This is a genomic window from Methylobacterium sp. J-001 (assembly GCF_022829565.1).
In the GTDB taxonomy this organism is placed as follows: Bacteria; Pseudomonadota; Alphaproteobacteria; order Rhizobiales; family Beijerinckiaceae; genus Methylobacterium.
Genome location: NZ_JAKSYN010000058.1, coordinates 1 through 16,890, shown reverse-complemented (window position 1 = coordinate 16,890; position 16,890 = coordinate 1). Strand labels below are relative to the sequence as shown.

At 69.2% G+C, this 16,890-nt stretch carries 13 protein-coding genes and 1 other RNA gene; 9 read left to right on the top strand and 5 right to left on the bottom strand.

The genetic code is table 11. The features are described from left to right. Window positions 1-62: 62 nt before the first annotated feature. Together MKK65_RS06200 and MKK65_RS06195 are read left to right on the top strand one after the other, a co-directional pair. A complete protein-coding gene (locus tag MKK65_RS06200) occupies window positions 63-1,256 on the top strand; it encodes an aminotransferase class V-fold PLP-dependent enzyme (RefSeq protein ID WP_243956337.1) in 1,194 nt (397 codons plus the stop codon). A gap of 122 nt (window positions 1,257-1,378) precedes the next feature. Continuing rightward, a complete protein-coding gene (locus MKK65_RS06195; RefSeq protein WP_243956335.1) occupies window positions 1,379-2,707 on the top strand; it encodes a hypothetical protein in 1,329 nt (442 codons plus the stop codon). Window positions 2,708-2,787: 80 nt separating this feature from the next. Here MKK65_RS06195 and MKK65_RS06190 read toward each other — a convergent pair whose 3' ends face one another. The 3 genes from MKK65_RS06190 to MKK65_RS06180 form a co-directional block, all read right to left on the bottom strand. After that, the gene (locus MKK65_RS06190) at window positions 2,788-3,912 is read right to left on the bottom strand and encodes a GNAT family N-acetyltransferase (RefSeq protein ID WP_243956333.1); all 1,125 of its coding nucleotides are present in this window, start codon (window positions 3,910-3,912) and stop codon (window positions 2,788-2,790) included. Window positions 3,913-3,914: 2 nt separating this feature from the next. Then, complete coding sequence (locus tag MKK65_RS06185; protein WP_243956331.1) at window positions 3,915-4,904, bottom strand: sterol desaturase family protein; 990 nt, start codon at window positions 4,902-4,904, stop codon at window positions 3,915-3,917. 252 nt (window positions 4,905-5,156) lie between these two features. Beyond that, a complete protein-coding gene (locus tag MKK65_RS06180; RefSeq protein WP_243956329.1) occupies window positions 5,157-6,512 on the bottom strand; it encodes a glycosyltransferase family 4 protein in 1,356 nt (451 codons plus the stop codon). A 108-nt stretch (window positions 6,513-6,620) separates the two neighbouring features. On the opposite strand from MKK65_RS06180, the gene MKK65_RS06175 reads away from it, so the two are divergent. Together MKK65_RS06175 and MKK65_RS06170 are read left to right on the top strand one after the other, a co-directional pair. Continuing rightward, a complete protein-coding gene (locus MKK65_RS06175; protein WP_243956327.1) occupies window positions 6,621-7,808 on the top strand; it encodes a DUF1972 domain-containing protein in 1,188 nt (395 codons plus the stop codon). Continuing rightward, the gene (locus tag MKK65_RS06170; protein ID WP_243956326.1) at window positions 7,805-9,049 is read left to right on the top strand and encodes a glycoside hydrolase family 5 protein; all 1,245 of its coding nucleotides are present in this window, start codon (window positions 7,805-7,807) and stop codon (window positions 9,047-9,049) included. Before MKK65_RS06175 ends, MKK65_RS06170 begins: the two co-directional genes overlap by 4 nt. A gap of 181 nt (window positions 9,050-9,230) precedes the next feature. On the opposite strand, the gene MKK65_RS06165 is transcribed toward MKK65_RS06170, so the two are convergent. Beyond that, a complete protein-coding gene (locus MKK65_RS06165) occupies window positions 9,231-10,535 on the bottom strand; it encodes a VpsF family polysaccharide biosynthesis protein (RefSeq protein ID WP_243956324.1) in 1,305 nt (434 codons plus the stop codon). After that, on the bottom strand, window positions 10,532-12,637 hold the full coding sequence (locus tag MKK65_RS06160) for a GumC family protein (RefSeq protein ID WP_243956322.1): 2,106 nt from the start codon (window positions 12,635-12,637) through the stop codon (window positions 10,532-10,534). The genes MKK65_RS06165 and MKK65_RS06160 overlap by 4 nt, the downstream gene beginning before the upstream one ends. Window positions 12,638-12,984: 347 nt before the next feature. Here MKK65_RS06160 and MKK65_RS06155 point away from each other — a divergent pair, with 347 nt between their 5' ends. The 5 genes from MKK65_RS06155 to MKK65_RS06135 all read left to right on the top strand — a co-directional run bounded on the left by MKK65_RS06155 (window position 12,985) and on the right by MKK65_RS06135 (window position 16,626). Beyond that, a complete protein-coding gene (locus tag MKK65_RS06155; protein ID WP_243956320.1) occupies window positions 12,985-14,505 on the top strand; it encodes a formyl transferase in 1,521 nt (506 codons plus the stop codon). Between the two features lie 186 nt (window positions 14,506-14,691). After that, entirely contained in the window at window positions 14,692-14,940 is a 249-nt protein-coding gene (locus tag MKK65_RS06150) for a hypothetical protein (protein WP_243956318.1), read from the top strand. Between the two features lie 100 nt (window positions 14,941-15,040). Continuing rightward, window positions 15,041-15,197: non-coding RNA, 6S RNA (gene ssrS / locus MKK65_RS06145), on the top strand. Then, window positions 15,187-15,804: a 5-formyltetrahydrofolate cyclo-ligase gene (locus tag MKK65_RS06140; protein ID WP_243956316.1), complete on the top strand. Its 618-nt coding sequence runs from the start codon at window positions 15,187-15,189 to the stop codon at window positions 15,802-15,804. The genes ssrS and MKK65_RS06140 overlap by 11 nt, the downstream gene beginning before the upstream one ends. 3 nt (window positions 15,805-15,807) lie before the next feature. After that, window positions 15,808-16,626: a TIGR00282 family metallophosphoesterase gene (locus MKK65_RS06135; RefSeq protein ID WP_058194782.1), complete on the top strand. Its 819-nt coding sequence runs from the start codon at window positions 15,808-15,810 to the stop codon at window positions 16,624-16,626. Window positions 16,627-16,890 lie beyond the last annotated feature (264 nt).

Here is a 16,890-nt window from a genome sequence, read left to right as displayed (position 1 = left end):
GGCCTCGCGGGGCTGTGGCCTGCCGGCTTGCGGCATCGGGGCGGAGCGATCAAGCCCGGACCATGGCGGCATCGCGTACGATCCTCTACGCTTGCCCGATGATGCCGAGCATCGAAGCGATTCCCTGCCAGCGCCACCTGTTCGAGGTGCCGGCGGACGTCGCCTACCTGGATGCCGCAGCCTGGTCGCCGCTGCCCCGCGCCGTTCGAGCGGCCGGTGAGGCCGGCATCCTGATGAAGAGCCGGCCCTGGACCTATCCCAGGACGGGGATACCGGCTCTCGCCGAGCGGACCCGCGCGGTTGCAGCCCAACTGATCGGGGCTGGTGCCGATGACATCGCGATCGTGGGCTCCGTCAGCCACGCCATGGCGACGGCGGCGCGCAATCTCGTTCCCGCGCCGGGCGGACGCCTGTTGCGGGTTGAAGATGAGTTCCCGTCCCTGCGCTACGCTTTCGATCGGCTGGCGGCCGCCCACGATCTCTTCGTCGAGGAGGTTCCCCGACCTCCGGATGGGGACTGGACCGGCGCCGTGTTGGAGACGATCCGTCGGCCGGCGGCAAACCCGCTCGCCATCGCCACCCTGACGCCCCTGCATTGGACCGATGGCGGCCTGATCGACCTCGATCGGCTCGCACCGGCGGTGCATGCATCCGGTGCGGCCTTGGTGATCGACGCAACGCAGGCCGTGGGTGCGATGCCCGTGGACGTGGCCCGCTGGCGGCCGGATTTTCTCGCCTTCCCGACCTACAAATGGGCACTCGGCCCGTATGGTGTCGCGTTCCTCTATGCGGCGCCCCATCGGCAGCAAGGGGTGCCGATCGAGGAGCATACGGGAAACCGCTCATCTGCCGTGGGTGCCCGACGCTACGACCGCAGTGAACTGAACGATCCCGTGGCCCTTGCGATGGCTGCGACCGGCCTTGAGCTGATCGCCGCATGGGGGGCGCCATCCATCGCGATGCGGCTGCGTGGGCTCACCGATCACCTCGCTGATGGCGTCGCCGAACTCGGCCTTGCTATCCCACAGCCCCACCTGCGTGCCGGCCACATCCTCGGGGCACGTGTGCCCGGCGGGCTGCCCAAACACTTGGTGGATCGCCTCCAGGCGGCCAACGTCTTCGTGAGCGAGCGGTCGGGGGCCTTGCGTTTCAGCCCCCATGTCTGGGCCGACCTAGATGACGTCACCCGTTGCCTCGCCGCACTCGCACACGGGCTCGGCCACGACGCGGGAAACCGAACGGAAGCGAGCGGGTGATAGTTTCCGTATGTCCGCCGGGCGAATGCGGATGCCGCGACGGGCGCCGCTTCTAGATCCTCCGGGCGAAGCGCGGCCGTCGTCCCCGGATGGATGCCGCACACACGATCATGCCGAGACTCATGCCGCGACCCGGTGAGACGATTCCCATGCCGGCCCGCAGCCTGCGCCTCGCGGCGACGGTGCGCGCCGGCCTGTCCGGACGGTTCGCCGTGATCCTGTCCGGAGAGCTGATCCAGAGCCTGTTCCACTTCGCGCTGAACATCCTGCTGGTGCGCGAACTCGGGGCGCATGATTACGGGCTGTTCGCGATCGTGTTCACGGTCGGGGCCGTCGGCATCACCTATATCCGCGCTTTGGTGGCGGTACCGGCGACGCTCCATCTGGCCCGGAGCCTCGGCCGCCCGGCGGCTCTCGGCTACGACGTGATGTTCGGCTCCGGCGCGGTCCTGGTTTCCGTGCTGATGGCGCTCGCCACGACCGTGGCGCTCGTTCCGGTGATCGGCCCCGGCGCCCTGGCGGCCGGGGCCTTCGTGGGGCTCTACGGCTTCCGCAGCTATCTGCGAATCGTGCTGCTCGCCCGCGGACGACCGCGGATCGCAGGGCTGAGCGACCTTGTCTACGCGATCTGCGGCGCGCTGTTCGTCTGGCGTGGGGTGAGCGGCGAGGGCACGGCTCTGCTCGACCGGGCGTTCCTGGCGATCGCTCTGGCGCATGCCATCGCCATCGCGGTGGCCTACGGGGCCCTGCGCCAGCGCCTGCGGATCTCGCTCCATCCCCGGGCGCGGGCACGCTACCGGGCGATCTGGCGGACCCTGGCTTGGTCGCTCGCCGGGGTCACGAGCCTCACCGTGCAGGGCCAGGGCCTGACGCTCCTGTTCGCTCTGCTGGCCGGGCCGGCCGCCTACGCGCCTATCGCCGCAACGCTGGTGCTCTACGCGCCGTTGCGGATCCCCACGAGCGCGCTGATGAACATGGTCCTACCCGAGATCAGCGGCCTCCTGGCCGCCGGGCAAGTCCAAGCCGCCCGGCGGCTCGTGATGCGCCACGTTCTGCTGATCGGCTGTGCCTGCCTGGTCTACGGCTTTATCATGGCCGCGACCCTGCCGCTGATCGAGCAGGTGCTTTTCAAGGGGCGCTTCGCTGGTGAGGCCATGGGCTGGATCGGGCTGGGCGTCTGGGCCGTCGTGACGACGTCGCTGCTCTACGCGATCCCACGCGCCTACCTCGAAGCCTGCGCCGCCTTCCGGACGATCACCGCCGGGGCGGTGGCGAGCGCTGCCCTGGGCTTCGCCCTTATGGTGCCGCTGCTCCTCCTGCTGCCGCCAGCCACTGCGCTGCTCGGACTTCTGGCGTCCGAGATCGCGACGCTCGTGTGGTCGGTGGCGGCGTTTCGCCGTTTGGCGGGACGGGTGGGGGTCGAGGCGCCGGCGGCCGCGGTGATTTCATAGCGCGACCGCTCTGAGCCTCCGCAGGTATGCCGACTCCGAAGGCGGCTCAGGATTGACCTGAGTGCCGTGGGTTCAGTCCGTCAGGCTGCAGCCTCAGCCGCCGGTGCCTCTGCGCCCTCCAGTTTGCCGAAGCGCTGTTGCAGCGCGTGCCGCGTACGGTCCACGAGATGCGCCGCCGCGCCCTGCGGGGTGCGGCCGCCCATCATCGAGGCCAGGGTCAGACTTTCGGTGCCGAAGCGGCCCTTGAAGCCCTCGTCGCCGCAGAGAAAATCGACCGTGTGCAGCCCACGGTCGATCGACCACATGATGTAGTCCATCATCAGCACCATGCCGGGCGAGCCGCGCTCGAAGGCCGGATCGTAGGTGGTGACGAAAGCCATCATCGTGCCGGCCTGGACGAAGTTGATTGAGACGGCGACGAGGGCGCCGCCGCATTCGAGCACGAAGGCGTGCAGCAGCCCCGTCTCCTGCAGCACGCGGACCATCGCGGGCAGGGCCTGGGAGCCCTCGTCGTAGAAGGCCGTGGAGGGCAGGTTGTGAGTCGCGAGCCAGGCCCGCTTGAACTGCGTGAGCTGATTCAGAATGGGCCAGAGCGGTTCCTCGGGGCCGAGCAGCCGGAAGGTCAGCGGGCCCTGCTCGCCTAGGAATTTCTGGCCGCGCCGGTAATTCTGGCGGGTCTTCTTCGACTGTGCGTCGAACCAGGCCTGCCCGGTGGGCCAGGGACCACGCACCCGCCAGTTCGCCTCGTCGCGATGGTTGAGGCGTAGCCGTGTGCTGCCCGAGATGGAGGTCAGCAGCGCCCGCGCGGCGGCGTCGGGCAGGAGCCGGTTGAGATAGGCGAGATCGAAGCCGCCGGCCCGGCTGGCCTGCTGCCACATCCGCCGGACGAGCCCGGCATTCGTGCGATCCGCCAGCACGGCGTCGCCGAAATCGGAGCAGTCCTTGGCGGCCCATTCGAGCACGCGAAAGCCTTTTCGCCGGACGGTCGCCAGCGGAAGCACGCCGACCAGGGTGTCGCCGCGCCAGGCCAGCACGATCGCCAGGGCCCGCCGCTCGCGGTCGGGGGCGCTGGCCCACCAGGCCGAGACCCAGGGATGGCTCTGAAACACCAGGGCGTCGCTGCGGGTCCACAAATCCGTCCAGGCCGGTCCGACGGCGGCCAGCCGCTCGGCGGTGCGGACGATCTCGAAGCGTTCAGGGGACATGGTCAGGCGCCAGAGCGAGGCTGAGCCGGGATGCCGCGCAGGCGCCGAACCTGCCGGGCGATCCGCCGGCCCATCTTTTTGAGGGGCAGGAGGTAAAGCCCCGAAAGGGATTGATAATCGGCCACATCCCGATCGACGAGGCCGAAGGTGAAATCCTCGTTCGGATGCGGGACGTGCAGCGTCCCGAACAGGCGGTCCCAGAACGAGAACAGCAGCCCGAAGTTCTTGTCGTAATGCTGTGGCGCCGTCGAGTGGTGGAGCTGGTGCCAGTGCGGACACAGGATGACGGCGTTGAGCCGCCCGAACGAGATCTTGAAATGCGTGTGGCGCACGAAGTCCATCATCAGGATGTTGCGCATGATGTAGACGTTGATCCCGAACACCGTCAGCTCGACCGGGTTCAGGGCGACCAGGCTCCAGATGCCGAAACAGATCCCCGGGATCACCCCATCCCAGGCGCGGTTCATCAGCTCGTCGAGAGGGTGAACGCGGTCCTTGGTGATGCCGACCATCACCTCGGCCGAGTGGTGGACCTTATGCAGCTCCCACAGGAACGGGTAGCGGTGCTGGGCCGTGTGGTAGAGGTAGTAGGACAGATCGTAGGCCAGCAGCATGGTGAGCGTGAACAGCACCACGGTCACCGGACCGGGTTCACCGAAGACCGGCTGATCGATGCCGAAGATTGTGCCCAGCACCCGATTGGTCGCGTAGCCCACCGCCACCACGAAAGTGACCCCGGCCGGGATCAGCAGGAACGGCATGATCGCCTTGCGGGTGATGTAGAACAGCAGGTCGGCCCGGGCGGAGGGGTGGGTCATCACCGCGTGCGGCAACGCGAATTCGAAGAACTCGGCGAACGAGTAGCGTTCCGCGGTGCGCAGGTACGCGATCAGGGCGCAGCCGAACGCGGTCGCGAATAGCATGCCGGCGGCGACGAGGTTCTCGGCCGAGACCTTGTCGATGATCCGCGTGATGAACTGGACGACATCCATGACGAGGCCTTCCCTCCGCCGGGCCGGCCCGCATGCCGGCGGGCGACGGCCGGACTAACCTCTCAGACGCCCGACGCGCGCGGCGAGTGAGACCCGCAGCTCCGACAAAGCCGCCGGGCCGCCAGCGTCTGGCCAAGCGGTCATTATCATCGACTGGTACTTACCGAATCCGACAGCACCGGTGATTGTCCACCGAAGATCGATGGAAGTCGAATTCCGGTCGCAACCGCGCGACAAGCAAAAACGCCGCGGTCAGGCCGTCGGGCGCGCGGTCCGTTCCACCGTCACCGCTGCGTCGCTGTTGCGGGCCCGCCGCAGGGTCGACCGCACCATGGCGTCGATCCCCTCGGCCGCCGAGGCCTCCGAGAACAGGCTCTCGTAGCGCGCCCGGGCCGCCGCGCCGAAACCGCGCCAGCTGGCCGGATCGGTGGCGATGCGGGCGAGCACGTTGGCGATCGGCTCCGGGCCGCCGGGGGGGACGATCCAGCCCGTCTTGCCGTCGGCCACCACCTCCGGGAGGCCGCCGATATCGGTGACCAGCGGCGGCACGCCGTAGGACATCGCCTCGATCGCCACCCGGCCGAGCGATTCCGGGCGCTGCGACGGCATCGTCACCACGTCGGCCCACCGGTAGAGTTCGGACGGATCGTCCATGAAGGGCTGGAGCGTGACCTGCTTCGACAGGCCGGTCTCGGCGATGCGTGCGGCCAGCGCCTCCTCGCGGGCGGCGTCCTCGAAGGCGCTGCCAACGATCTTGAGCTCGATCCGGCTGCGGATGGCCTCGGGCAGGGAAGCCAAAGCCTCGACCAGAACGTCCTGCCCCTTGATCCGGCTGATCCGGCCGAGCATCAGCACCCGCAGGGGGCGCGTGCCGTCATAGTCCCGACCATTCGGCTCTGTCGGCCCGGCGATACCATTATAGACGACGCGTGCCGTCGATTCCGCGGGCAGGGCGTAGGTGCGTTCGGTGGCGCGGGAATTGAACACCACGTTGGCGCCGCTCCAGCGGATCAGCCCGCGCAGGACCTTCAGCACGGCGCCTTCCGGGATCTCATGCACGTGGACGATGCTGCGCCCCGGCAGCAACCGGGCGGCCAGCAGGTAGTCGGCGACCACGGTGGTGTTGATGTAGACGAGGTCGCTGTTGCGGATGCGCCGAAGCGCCCGGGCCATCGCGAAGGGCAGTGCCATCATCCCCAGCGTGGCGAGCCGCGCGAGGTTCTTCCGCCGCAGGATCCATAGGGGCTCGATCACGATGGCGCTGGCATAGGGCTCTAGCGCCGCCACGATCGGCCCGTGCCGGGGCAGGACTACGTCGATCTGCGCGGCCGGATGAGCGGCCCGGATGGTCCGCACCGTCTCGATGAAGCAGCGATCCGAACCGTAGAGCTCGAAACCCTGGTGCACGCAGGTGATGCGCGTGACCGGGCCAAGCGCCGGAGCGCGCCGAAACGCGAACGTCCCCGTGGTCCCGGTGGCGCGCGCCTCGGCGGGGAACGCGTCGCGGCGCAGGGTCTGGGCGGAATCCGGGCGCAGGGCGAAGGGATGCGGTGCCGGGCCGGTGCCAACTGAGCTAGAAGATGTCGCGAGTATCGAGCTATCTACCATAAGATGAATACTTATCAGGATGTAACAACCGTGGGTTGTATCGCCTATTTAGGCGACCGTTATTCCTATCGCTGTACAATATGAGCCGCTCACAGAAAAGGAAGAGCCGTGCCCGTCGATGCGCCCACACTACTTATTCTTGGGACGCGCGGGATTCCGGCCGCCCATGGCGGCTTCGAGACTTTCGCGGAACGACTCGCGTTCTATCTCGCCGATCGCGGTTGGCGGGTCGGCGTGTATTGTCAGGAGGAGGTTGAACGGGTGCGGGATCGGGTCTCGACCCGAACCTGGAACGGCATCACGCTGATCACCGTCGAGGTGGCCCTACGCGGCCCGGCCGCGACCTTGGCGTTCGATGCGTTCTGCGTGCGCGACGCGGCGGCGCGGGGCGGCGTCTGCCTCGTCCTCGGCTACAACGGCGCGGCGTTCCTGCCGTACCTGCGGGCGCGCGGGGGGCGGATTCTGACCAACATGGACGGGATCGAGTGGCGCCGACCGAAATGGCCCCTGCCGGTGCGGGCGTTCTTCTATGTGAGCGAGTGGATCGCGGCCTGGTCGTCGCAGCGGCTCGTCGCCGACCATCCGGCCATCGCGGACCATCTCGCCCGCCGCCGCCCGCGGCAGGCCATCGCGACGATCCCCTACGGAGGCGATCCGCCCCCGGCAGAACTGAGGCCGCCGCCGCTCGGGCTCGAACCCGGCCGGTACTTGATCTCGATCGCCCGCATCGAGCCTGACAACAACATCCTGACCCTCGTCGAAGCGTTCTCCCGCAAGCCGAGGGGCATGCGGCTGGTGGTGCTGGGAACCCTGAAGGTCGGCAATGCCTATCACCGGGCGGTCGAGGACGCCGCCGGGCTGGAGGTTCTGATGCCGGGGGCGATCTACGAGCCGGAACTGGTCCAGAGCCTGCGCGTCCACGCCCGCGCCTATCTCCACGGTCACACCGTCGGCGGCACGAACCCGTCGTTGGTTGAAGCGCTGTGGGCCGGCAATGCCGTGATCGCCCACGACAACCCGTTCAACCGCGGTACCGCGGGTGACGGCCAGTTCTACTTCACGGACGGCTACAGCTGTGCAGACGCCATCGAGCGTGTGATCGCCGACGACGCTGCGGTGGCGACCGCTGCCGCTGCGGCGCGGGCGCGAGCCGAGAGCTTCCGCTGGGACGACGTGCTTGCGGCCTATGAGAGCGAGTTGTGCCGGGTCGGTGGCTTCCCGACGCCTGCTTCGGCGGCGGCGAGATCCCGGGTCGACGCGAGCCCCGCCCGGGCCACGGCTGGGACGGACGGATGAGGGCGAGCCGGCGGGATGTCCTGGCCGGCGGCCTCGCGGCCGCAGGGACCTGCGCGCTCCCGGCCTCGGCCGTCACCGAGCCGCTACCGCTCCGCCGCGGCATTGCCCTGTGGCCGTGGTTCTCGCTGACAACCGAATTTCCGGCGCCCCGGACCGATTATGCCTGGCCGCCGTTCCAGGCCGATCGCCCGATCCCGACCCACGACGACCTGCGCCGGCTGGCCGGGCTCGGCTTCGACTTCACGCGGCTTCCCTTGGATCCCGGACCGTTCATGGCGTTCACGGGCGCACGCCGTTCCGAACTCTTCGGCATGCTGTCCAACGCGATCGACGCGGTGTTGGCGACCGGGATGCGTGTCCTCGTCAACGTTCAGGCGAATGCCGCCACACACCATTACACGCCCGACGCCTTCTACGGCTCCGATCGGGCGCCGCTCTACCCGACCTATCGCGCGCTGATCGCCGAACTCGCCCGGCTCTGCGCCCGGAAGGGCAGCGGCCGGGTGGCGCTGGAGCCGGTGAACGAGCCGCCGCAGGCTTGCGGGGCCGGCGCCTGGACCCGGGTCCAGGCGGGGCTTCTCACCGCCGCCCGGGAGGCCGCGCCGGACCTGACCCTGGTGGCGACCGGCGCCTGCGGCAGCCTGGTCTCCGGTCTGACCAGCCTCGACCCGGCGACCCTCGCCCGGTTCGCGCCGCTGCTCTACACCTTCCACTTCTACGAGCCGTACCTGCTCTCCCACCAGGGCGCGACCTGGCTCACCGAGGAACCGTTCTACCGCTGGCTGAATGCCGTGCCCTGGCCGGGCAATCCGGCGCGCCTGCCCGAAACCCTGGCGGCGGTCCGAGCCCGCATGGCGGCCGACCCCAAGATTTCGCAGGCCGAGAAGGCCCGGGACCTCGCGGTGATCGAGGCGAAGCTGCGCGAGTACGGCGCGGCGGAGCCGGGACCGGCCTATCTGGCGAAGGAACTGGCCCCGGTCTCGGCCTGGGCCGACCTCTACGGGATCCCGGCCCGGCATGTGCTGATGGGGGAGTTCGGAGCCTTGCGCACCGATGCCCGCTACACGGCCTCTCGGGCCGCCGACCGGACCGCCTATCTCGGCGACGTGCGGCGGGCAGCGGAGCAGGCGGGTTTCGGCTGGTCCTTCTGGAACCTGTTCGACGGGCTCGGTCTGATGGACGACACCCACGCCATCGATCCGGCGCTGGTCGCGGCGCTGGGGCTTGGCAGACGTCCGTAAGCGGGTTCGCCCAGAGGCGTCTCCTTCCACCTACCCCCTCAACCCGAGGCGACGAAGCGAAGCGAGGGCCTCGGAGGAGGCCTCCAGCCAGCCGCGCGATTCCTGAAGGGCTCCTTCGCGGCTCGCAGCGCTCGCGCCCCAGGATGAGAAGGGGGGACCGGGGGGAGGGCCCGCAGCGGCGTCAGCCACGCTCCCGGGTCGCACCCGGCGGAAACAACACGATCAGCATCAGCGCGAACTTCGCCAGCATGGTTGTCTTGCCGGCCAGGCCCTCGAAGGTGTTGATCAGGATCACGAAGGTGAGGATCGGCAGCCAAACGCCACGCCGACAGGTCCGGGCGATCTCGCCGAGATAGAGCCCCACCGCGACGACCAGAAGCATCGTCACCAGAATGCCGTGGTAGAGCACGTCGGAGACGATCGAGTTCTCGATGCCCCATTCCAGGCCGTAGATCCGCCGCAGGGTGCTCACCTGCAGGAGGTCGGGGGCCAGCAGCAATTGCCGGAACGGGATCGCGTCGAAGATCGCCAGCATGTCGACCCGGGCCTGGGCGCTGCCGCCATCCGAGACGAACCGGCTGAGCAGCGTGTCGAAGAACCCCACTGCCGCGAGCACCGCGACCATCACCGGCAGCGCCGTCAGCACGAAGCAGGCGCAGGCCGCCCCGATCAGGGGGATCCGGTTGCTCCGCAGGGTCCGGTTGAGGGCGAACAGCCCGACCATCCCGCCGAGCGCCAGGGTCGTGACCGTCGCCGACCGGCCGCCGAACGTGACGAGTGCCACGAGCTGAACGGCGATCATTCCCGCCCGGAGCGCCGGGTTCAGCCGGCCGCCGCCCTTGGCGAGCGCCAGGATGTAGCAGGCGGTGAGGGTCGCGTTGACCAGCGGGTGGCCCTGGAGTGCGGCCGAGCGCGTGTCGGTCTCGAACGCCATGCCGTCGAACCGGAAGGGGAAGAAACGCTGGCCGCTGGCGAACTCGAACAGGCCGAGCAGCGCATTGGCGAGCATCATCAGGTGGAAGATTGTCTCGATCCGCCGCAGGGTTGCGGTGTCGCGATCCATGAGCAGGATCGGGATCAGCCCGGCCAGCACGAAGGTGTCGATCGAGCCGGCCAGCCCCGTGCCGCCCCGGGCCGCGATCAGCACGAGCAGCAACACGCCGCAGGTGGCGAGAAGCACGCAGGCCGGGCGGCGGTTGAGCGCCTGGGCCACCGGGATCACCGGGTTGCCGGCGCGCAGCATCGTCCAGCCGACGAGCGCCACCGCCATGTAGGTTGCCGGATGGATCTTCGAGGGCGCGGACCCGCTGATCCCGTCGTAGTTGAGGCCGAGGGCCCAGAGCAGGCCGCCCGAGACGCCGACCAGAACCACGGTCAGCAGCAGGAAGGCCAACGATTCGAATCGCGCCAGGCCGCCGAGGCGCGGTTCCGGCCGCGACCGCGCCGCCTGCCGGTGCGCGAAGCCCGCTGGCCGGGCCGTGCTCACGCGCTGCGCCGGTCAAGCAGCAGGGAGCCGGAGACGGGGCGGCCCAGAGCCTCGGAGGTGTCGACGAGGTCGATCAGGTCACGCTGGCGGGTGGCGCCGTTGCAGACGACCAGCAGCAGCCGGTCCGCGGCCGCCGCGATCGGACCGAGCCGCAGGTTCTCGGACAGCACGCCGCCGTCGACGATCACCAGTTCGAACCGGCCTTTCACGCCGGCCAGGAAGCGCTCGATATTGGCCGGCACCAGTGCGTCGCGGATCGGTTTCTGCGTGTCGCCGAGCCCGATCCGCCGGGCGCCGGTCTTCGCATCGATTTGCGTCACCGCGTTGAGGCTCTGCTCGCCGCGCAGCACGTCGAGGAGGCCGGCCGTGCCGGCGCCGTCGGCGCGCAGGTCCGCATCGACCAGCAGCACCCGGTCGCCGCGTCCCACCGCCACCGAGGCGAGCAGCGCGATCACCGCCCGACGCTCGGTCGCCTCCGCCTCTCCGGAGGTGACCAGCAGCGCAAGGGACCGGCCGCGGGTGCCCGCTGCGGTAGCGAGATGGTCCAGGGTGAAGCTCGCAGCCGCCGTGTTGGCCCCGCCCGGCTGCAGCCCCGGGATCACCGCCACGACGGGCGCGTTCGACAGACGCTCCAGCTGGCGCGGCGACAGTACCGTCGGCTCCAGATATTCCCGCGTCAGCGCGAGGCCGGCGCCGAGCCCGAGGCCGCCCGCCAGGGCGGCGGCGACCAGGATCAGCCGCGGCGGCCAGCTCGCATCCTGCGGTGGCCGGGCCGACGTGATGATGCGGGCGTTCGAGCTGTCGATGGCCGACTGCTCCTTGATCTCGCGGGTGCGGACCAGGAACGTGTTGTAGACGGTGCGGGCGGCTTCGACCTCCCGCTCCAATTCACGCAGCTGGACCGAGGATTGCGCGGTCACCGCCGATTGCCGCTGCAGCTTCTCCAGATCGGCGGCGATCGACTTCTCGTTCGCCAGGGCGCGCTGGTACTCGGTCTCGGCCGCGCCGGCGATGCGGTTCAGCTCGGCGTCGATCAGTCGGCGGACGTCCTGCATCTGCGTGCGCACGGCGGCGATGTAGGGATGGCGCTCGCCGAGATTGGTGCGCAGATCCGCTTCCTTCGCGGCGAGTTCGGCATATTGCCCACGCAGCCGGTCGACCGCCGAGGACTGGACGGCCTCCGGCATCGCCCCGGAGCCGATCGCCTGGCCGCGCGCATCCTTGATGCCCTGCAGGCGCGCCTTGGCCTCGGCGGTCCGACCGCGCGCTGCGACCAGCCGGGCATTCGAATCCGTGAGCTGCTGCTCGTTCACGAGCCGGCCGCTCGAGGTGATCAGCCCGTTGCGCGCCTTGTAATCCTCGAGCTTCTTGTCGGCGGCGTTCACCGCGTTGCGCAACTCGTCGAGGCGCCCGCGCAGGTCGCCCGAAGCGCGCTTGGCCGCATCGGAGCGGGCCTCCGTCTGGTCGGCGAGGTACGCGTTGGCGATCGCGTTGACGATCCGGGCCGAGAGATCCGGATCCACCGTGGTGACGACCACGTCGATCACGAACACCTTGTCGGCGCGCTTGACCGCCAGCTTGCGCCGCAGCTGGTCGAGGGCCCGGCCGCGGGGATCCCCGGGCCGCTCCGCCTTCGGCCCGAGCACCATCTCGCGCAGCGACGCGATGGTGCGGGAGATCAGGCCCTGCTGGGCGACCCCGAAGCCCGGCTCGCTCTCCAGTCCCGCCTGCGTCACGGCCCGGCCCAGGACCGCGTCGGACTCGATCACCTTCACCTGGCTCTCGACCTGGGCGATGCCGCCATCCGGCGACAGGGCACCCGGATTGACGTCGTTCAGCACCACCTGCCGGTCGCGCGGGTCGATCAGGATCTGCGCGGTGGCGGTGTAAAGGGACGGGGTGATGAGGGCATAGGCCAAGACCAGCAGGCCCAGCACCAGAGCCGTTCCCAGCACGGTCCGCTTGCGCCGCAACAGGATGCGCCACAGGTCGCCGAACTCGGCGGTGGTGTCGGGCCGGGTCGGGCCCGCCCGTTCCGGCTGTGCCGAATGGACCGGCGCAAGCCAGCTCGCGACGGCAATGTTACGGTCGATCTGTGCCACGATCGGTCACCATCGTCTCGAACTCGGTCGGTCCCTCGCGGGCTCCATCCTCAACTGCAAGAGTCGCGCGGACTGCTGACAATCCCTCAAGACTGCCGAGGGTCGTCGGCCCAAGCACCGATTACTCGGCATCTGGTAAACGCCCTCATCCCAATTCGGCTGCCGGTAGAGTTATCGTTCCCGTTACCGTTTGGGAATTAGATCGGATCCGCGGGCGCCATCCGGCGGATCGTCGCCACGAAGCTGCACGCGACCGCGTGCGGCTTCCGCATCCTGATGCCACGCGCTCTCTTTCGCCAAACCGGGATCCACTTCGGCGGCGAGCGCTATGAGTGAGGGCGCTCATCATGCATGTGAGAGTTCGTCTGGACGGCGCCGAGCCGCGCCGCTGGCAGATCGCCCTGCTGCAGCGAATCGCCGACATCCGCGGCATCCGGGCCGTCAGCGTCGATGCCGCTGCGCTTCCGGATGGATGGCCCGACACGATCGAACTGCTGTTCCGCCTGGAGGCCCTGATCCACGGCCTGCCGCGCCTCGGCTCGGAACGCCTGCCGCCGACCGCCCTCAACCCATGGCGGCGGCCCGACGCGAATCCCGATCTGGTGCTCGACCTCTGCGGCGATCTCCCGTCCGGCCCGGCGGTCTGGCAGATCGCCTATGACGATCGGCTCGGCGACAGCGCCCTGATGGCGAGCCTACTCGCCGGGGCTGTGCCGCGGTTGACTCTTATTGAGGCGGGGAAAATCCTCGCCGCGGGACGGCTCGGGACCGACCGGCCGGGCATCCTGCTCGCCGGTGTTGACGACGCGCTCGCCCGGACGGTGACGCTGGTCGTCGCCGCCCTGGGCCGCCGGGCAGCCGGGGCCAGCGCGCCCGTCTCGGCCGCGCCCGTGCCGCCCTCCGAGCCTGGACGGACCCTGTCGGGGACTGAACTCGGCCGCCGCACCGCCCGGATGCTGGCCGGTGCTGTGGTCCACCGCCTGTACCATCTCTGCTACCGCGCCCCGCATTGGCGCTGCGGCTGGCGCCGCCTCGACGGGCCTGACCTGATCGATCTCGGGCGCCATCCCGAGACCGGCTGGAACACCCTGCCGGATGATGGCCACCGCTTCTATGCCGACCCGTTCCCCCTGGCCTTCGCCGGGAGCACGCACGTCTTCGTTGAGGAATTCCCGCACGCGACCGGCAAGGCGATCATCTCCGCCGTTCGCTTCGGTCCGCACGGCCCCGAAGGCACACCTGTCCCGGTACTGGAGGAGGCCCATCACCTCTCTTACCCGTTCGTGTTCGAGCGCGACGGCGAGGCCTGGATGGTACCTGAGAGCTCGGCGTCCGGCACGGTCGATCTCTACCGCGCGACCCGCTACCCCGGTGGCTGGGTGAAGGAGGCGACGCTGCTCACGGGCGTGGTCGCGAGCGACGCGACACTCCTCGAGCGAGACGGCCGCTGGTGGATCTTCGCCACTTCGCGGGATACCGGCCCCAACGCGCTCGCGGGTTCGGGATCCTACCACGACGCGCTGTGTCTCTGGTCGGCCCCCGATTTCCGCGGCCCCTATACGCCGCATCCGGCCAATCCGGTGCTGATCGACCCCGCCACCGCCCGGCCCGCCGGGCGCATCGTCGAGCGCGGCGGCCGCCTGATCCGCCCGGTTCAGGATTGCGCGCAGGGGTATGGCCGCGCCCTGGGGCTGGCACGGATCGACCGCCTCGACCCGGAGGGCTTCGCCCAGACCCTGATCGGCCGTGTCGAGCCCGGCCCGTCCTGGTCCGGGAGCCGCCTCCATACCCTGAACACCGGCGGCGGCCTCGAATGCATCGACGGCTCGGCACGGGCGCCGCGGATCCGGATCCCGCGCCGCGCCTGATTGCTTCGGCCTGTCGACCTTCCGCTTTCAGTCGCCAAAACGGTATCCGGCTGGCGGATCCATATCCCTATGGTGGATAACGCAACTTATACGTGCTTTAATTCGGAGGGATTAATTGCATAGATTGAATTCCGGTTTGAGAATGTCTGATATCGTGGGAATTCGGTCCATCAGGGTGGCTGTTCCATGACTGTGAACGTGACGATCCGGCCCGATGCGCCTGTGCGGCGTTCCCTGCGCGACAAGCTCTCGCGGATCGCCGCGGTCGTCGGTGTGCCGGTCGACACGTTCTTCACCGACCCCGCGTTGATGCCGCAGGCTGGCCTGATCGAACTGATCCGGCTCTGGGACGCGGCCCCCACCGAAACCGTGCGGGCCGAGATCCTGGCCGGCACCCGTGCGGTCATCGCCGGAGCGGTCGACCGAGCGCGCTGAGATTCTCACCGCACGCGAGCGGCCGGGCTGATCGCGGCCGGTCGATATTTCGCTTCCCCCGGCCCTGGCGGGAGCCCCCCGAGATCGCTACATTGCGGAGGCGGGGCTGCAGAGTTCGTCAGGAGCACTTTCCCCGGGGCCTTATCGACTCCCTCGGGAGCTGTCCCTGGCCTCGTCCCTGGACTTGGCCAACACGGCGCCCACCTACTCTGTAGGTTTCCCGGGATCGATCCTCCAACGGCTCACGTGGCTCCGCACTCTTCCTCTCCTGAAGCCGGCCTCTCCAAGACCGATGCGGTCCTCAAGGCCGAGTTGCGCAGCGCCGCCCTGGCTGCGCGCGACGCGCTCGCACAGGCTGCTCGGCACGACGCCTCTGCGCGCATCGTCCAGGCGCTCCTCGCCCTACCGGAACTCGTCGAGGCCCGATTGGTCGGCGCCTATTGGCCGATCCGCAGCGAGGTCGATCCGCGTCCCGCCGCCGAGGGCCTCCTTGCCCGCGGCCAGGCTGTCGCACTGCCGCACGTCACCCCGGACGGATTGATCTTCCGGGAATGGCGGGCCGGGGACGCGCTGGTGGCCGGCCGCTTCGGCCTGAGCGAGCCGGACGCATCCCTGCCCCCGGTGGAGCCCGACGCTCTGATCGTGCCGCTCGCTGCCTTCGATGGCACAGGCCAGCGCATCGGCTATGGCCGCGGCTACTACGATGGCGCGATCACGCGGCTGTCCCGCACACGGCCCGTCCTCACCGTCGGGGTCGGATTCGCCGTCCAGCGGGTTGATCGCGTGCCGGCCGAGCCGCATGACCGGCCACTCCAGTTCGTGATCACCGAATCGGGTGTGACCCGGTTCGACAGGAAGTCCTGATCCATGCGGCTGCTCTTTCTCGGCGACGTCATCGGTCGCCCGGGCCGTACTGTCGTGTGCGAGCGCCTGCCCAAGCTACGGGAGCGCTGGCGGCTCGACTGCGTCGTGGTCAACGGCGAGAATTCCGCCGGCGGCTTCGGCATCTCCGAGTCGATCTGTGACGAGCTGATCCAGGCCGGGGCCGACGCTGTGACACTCGGCAATCACAGCTTCGACCAGCGCGAGGCGCTTGTGTTCATCGCCCGACAGCCGCGCCTGGTGCGGCCGGCGAACTACCCGCCCGGCACCCCCGGCCGCGGCGCCACCGTGGTCGAGACGCAGGGCGGCGCCCGGGTGCTGGTGGTCAACGTGATGGGCCGGGTCTTCCTCGACGCCATGGACGACCCGTTCACCGCCGTCGAGCGTGAGATTTCCGCCTGCCCGCTCGGGGCCGCCGCCGACGCCGTGGTGGTCGACGTCCACGCGGAGGCCACCAGCGAGAAGCAGGCTTTCGGCCATTATCTCGACGGCCGCGCCAGCCTCGTGGTCGGCACCCACACCCACACGCCCACGGCCGATCACCGGATCCTGCCCGGCGGCACCGCCTACATGTCGGATGCCGGCATGTGCGGCGATTACGACTCGGTGATCGGCATGCAGAAGGATGAGCCGATCCGGCGGATGATCCAGAAGACGCCGGGCTCCCGCTGGGAAGTGGCCGGCGGCGAGGCCACGCTCTGCGGCGTCGCGGTGGAGACCCAGGCGGATGGCCTCGCCATCAAGGTCGCGGCGGTTCGGCTCGGACCGAACCTCGAAGAAAGCCGACCCCACTTCTGGGATTAGCCGGGGAGGCGGGCGCCCGCTCCAGGAACTTCGGCGGTTCGCATCGGTAGATTGCAGAGACCCCCGAATGAATGGATCTCGCCATGCCTCAGATGTTCGACTGGATTTTCTTCGCCATCATGATCCCATTCCCGGCCTTCCTGGTCTGGGATTACTATCAGAACCGGTAGGCACAACTTCCGAGCGGCGGCAATAATTGTGCGAACCTGGTTCGACGCGCTGCCAAATCCCTTCCACCGTCATTGCGAGCGCAGCGAGGAAGGC

What these genes read in the sequence shown, in the direction of transcription:
- MKK65_RS06200 (WP_243956337.1), top strand. Translation starts at nt 63, where the DNA reads ATGGCGGCATCGCGTACGATCCTCTACGCTTGCCCGATGATGCCGAGC.
- MKK65_RS06195 (WP_243956335.1), top strand. Translation starts at nt 1,379, where the DNA reads ATGCCGCGACCCGGTGAGACGATTCCCATGCCGGCCCGCAGCCTGCGC.
- MKK65_RS06190 (WP_243956333.1), bottom strand. Translation starts at nt 3,912, where the DNA reads ATGTCCCCTGAACGCTTCGAGATCGTCCGCACCGCCGAGCGGCTGGCC.
- MKK65_RS06185 (WP_243956331.1), bottom strand. Translation starts at nt 4,904, where the DNA reads ATGGATGTCGTCCAGTTCATCACGCGGATCATCGACAAGGTCTCGGCC.
- MKK65_RS06180 (WP_243956329.1), bottom strand. Translation starts at nt 6,512, where the DNA reads ATGGTAGATAGCTCGATACTCGCGACATCTTCTAGCTCAGTTGGCACC.
- MKK65_RS06170 (WP_243956326.1), top strand. Translation starts at nt 7,805, where the DNA reads ATGAGGGCGAGCCGGCGGGATGTCCTGGCCGGCGGCCTCGCGGCCGCA.
- MKK65_RS06155 (WP_243956320.1), top strand. Translation starts at nt 12,985, where the DNA reads ATGCATGTGAGAGTTCGTCTGGACGGCGCCGAGCCGCGCCGCTGGCAG.
- MKK65_RS06150 (WP_243956318.1), top strand. Translation starts at nt 14,692, where the DNA reads ATGACTGTGAACGTGACGATCCGGCCCGATGCGCCTGTGCGGCGTTCC.
- MKK65_RS06135 (WP_058194782.1), top strand. Translation starts at nt 15,808, where the DNA reads ATGCGGCTGCTCTTTCTCGGCGACGTCATCGGTCGCCCGGGCCGTACT.